Origin of the sequence: Butyricicoccus sp. (assembly GCF_050872565.1) — a bacterium.
GTDB lineage: Bacteria > Bacillota > Clostridia > Oscillospirales > Butyricicoccaceae > Butyricicoccus_A.
This window is the reverse complement of the sequence record NZ_JBNMHC010000294.1, coordinates 1-2846: the sequence shown is the minus strand read 5'-3', so window position 1 is coordinate 2846 and position 2846 is coordinate 1. Positions and strand designations below refer to the sequence as shown.

The window sequence follows — 2846 nt, the reverse complement described above, 5'->3', positions numbered from 1 at the left end:
CTGAATTTGTATTTCATCATCTTAGGAGGATTTTATTATGAAGCTCAAGCCTTTATCTGACCGCGTTGTCATCAAGATGGTCGAAGCAGAAGAGACCACCGCAGGCGGAATCATTCTGGCAGGTTCTGCTAAGGAGAAGCCGCAGATCGCAGAAGTTTTGGCTGTAGGTCCTGGCGGCGTTGTAGACGGCAAGGAAGTTGTTATGCAGGTCAAGGTTGGCGATAAGGTTATCACCAGCAAGTACTCCGGCACAGAAGTAAAGATCGACGGCGAGGAACTGATTATTGTTCGTCAGAACGATATTCTGGCTGTTGTAGACTAATTGTAAAATGACTCAATAATTAGGAGGCTATTGTATTATGGCAAAGCAGATTCTTTTCGGCGAGGAAGCTCGCCGTGCACTGGGCCGCGGCGTAGACCAGCTGGCTGATACGGTAAAGGTAACTCTGGGTCCGAAGGGCCGCAACGTTGTTCTGGACAAGAAGTTCGGTGCTCCGCTCATCACCAACGATGGCGTAACCATCGCAAAGGACATTGAACTGGACGATCCGTTTGAGAACATGGGCGCACAGCTGGTAAAGGAAGTTGCTACCAAGACCAACGATCTGGCAGGCGACGGCACCACCACCGCTACCGTTCTGGCTCAGGCTATCATCCGCGAGGGCATGAAGAATGTTGCTGCTGGCGCAAATCCGATGATTATGCGTAAGGGCATTGCAAAGGGCGTAGAGACCGCAATCAATGCCATCAAGGAGAACTCTGAGAAGATCAAGGGCTCTGACGACATCGCTCGTGTTGCTGCTATCTCTTCCGGCGATGAGACCATCGGCGAGCTGATTGCTGAGGCTATGGAGAAGGTTTCCGCTGACGGCGTTATTACCGTTGAGGAGTCCAAGACCGCTGAGACCTATTCTGAAATCGTAGAAGGTATGCAGTTTGACCGCGGCTATATCACGCCGTACATGGTGACGGATACCGAGAAGATGGAAGCTGTTCTGGATGACGCTGTTATCCTGATTACCGATAAGAAGATTTCCAACATTCAGGATCTCCTGCCGCTGCTGGAGCAGATTGTCAAGACCGGCAAGAAGCTGCTCATCATCGCAGAGGATCTGGAAGGCGAAGCACTGTCCACCCTGCTGCTTAACAAGCTGCGCGGTACATTCACCTGCGTTGCTGTTAAGGCTCCGGGCTTCGGTGATCGCCGCAAGGAGATGCTGAAGGACATCGCTGTTCTGACTGGCGGCGAAGTTATCTCCGAAGAGGTTGGTCTGGAACTGAAGGACACCACCATGGCTATGCTGGGTCGTGCTCGTCAGGTAAAGGTCAACAAGGAAGGCACGGTTATTGTTGACGGTCAGGGCGATGCTGAGGCGATTAAGGCTCGTGTAGCAAACATCCGTCATGCAATCGAGACCACCACATCTGACTTCGACCGCGAGAAGCTGCAGGAGCGTCTGGCTAAGCTGGCTGGCGGCGTTGCAGTTATCAAGGTTGGCGCTGCTACTGAGACCGAAATGAAGGAAAAGAAGCTGCGCGTTGAGGATGCTCTGAACGCTACTCGTGCTGCTGTTGAGGAAGGCATCGTAGCAGGCGGCGGTGTTGCATATGTAAACGCTGTTCCGGCTGTTGAGGCTGTTGCTGCTGATGTAGCAGGCGACGAGAAGACTGGTGTCAACATCGTTGTTAAGGCTCTGCAGGAGCCGATTCGTCAGATCGCTGCAAACGCTGGCATTGACGGCGCTGTTGTTCTGGAGAAGATTCGTGAGTCTGGCAAGGTTGGCTATGGCTTCGACGCTTACTCTGAGACCTACTGCGAGATGATCGCATCCGGTATCGTAGACCCGACCAAGGTAAACCGTTCTGCTCTTCAGAACGCTGCATCGGTTGCTTCTACCGTACTGACCACCGAGTCCATTGTAACCGACATCAAGGAGCCGGCTCCGGCAGCAGCTCCGGCAGCTCCGGACATGGGCGGTATGTACTAATCTGAGTCATCCAAGCAAATATTTCTGACTTTCATATAAATCAGGCATCGACTTTCGAGTTGATGCCTGATTTTTTGTTTTTCTTGTTTCTATTGTGTTAAAAATGTGGTAGAATAGAACCAATTTATTTCTTTTTTAGAACGGAGCTGTGAGATGAGAGAGAGAGGAAAACAACTTTTGAAAAAATATCGCAGACAAGGACAGAAAATCCTGCTGTTGAGCACAAAAATCGCATTGGGCAGTACATTAGCGATTTTTGTAGCGCGGCATTTGGGCCTGTCGCATGATGTTTCTGCGGGTACAATTACCATGCTGACGCTGATGACGACAAAATGGCAGACCGTCAAGCTGTCTGTATCTCGCGTGCTGACATTTGTACTCGCGATTTTTATTGCCTGGGGCATTTTCCTGCATGTCGGCAATGCCTACGCGGCATATGGCGTATTTATGTTCCTGTTGGTCTGCATTTCCGCTATGCTGGGATTGACAGCGACAGTATCTGTCAATGCGGTTATTGGCGCGCACCTGTTTACCGGACAGGATTTTTCTATGCAGGCAATTGGAAATGAATTTAAGCTGGTCTGTATCGGCATTGTCATTGCTTTGGTACTCAATCTGTACCATGACAATGGCCAGCGCAAAAAAGAATTGATTGCCAATATGCGTGCCGTGGAACAGCAATTGCAGCAAATCATGCTGGAGCTTGCTGCCTATTTGATTCAGTTTCAGATGTCGCATAATTTGTGGGGACATATCCGTACGCTGGAGCGCCAATTGGAACTTTATATCAAAGACGCACATGAGTATCAGGACAACACGTTTCACTTTCATCCGGAGTATTATATTGATTATTTTGAG

The 2846-nt window shown here is 49.9% G+C and carries 3 protein-coding genes; all 3 read left to right on the top strand.

The genetic code is table 11. The features are described from left to right. Positions 1-37: 37 nt before the first annotated feature. Entirely contained in the window at positions 38-322 is a 285-nt protein-coding gene (locus tag ACR0P9_RS10295) for a co-chaperone GroES (RefSeq protein WP_432619848.1), read from the top strand. A gap of 37 nt (positions 323-359) precedes the next feature. Next, positions 360-1988 (top strand): chaperonin GroEL, encoded by a 1629-nt coding sequence (groL, locus tag ACR0P9_RS10290; RefSeq protein ID WP_432619846.1) that lies wholly within the window; start codon positions 360-362, stop codon positions 1986-1988. 177 nt (positions 1989-2165) lie between these two features. Next, on the top strand, positions 2166-2846 hold a 681-nt coding region (locus tag ACR0P9_RS10285; RefSeq protein ID WP_432619844.1), incomplete at its 3' end, for an aromatic acid exporter family protein.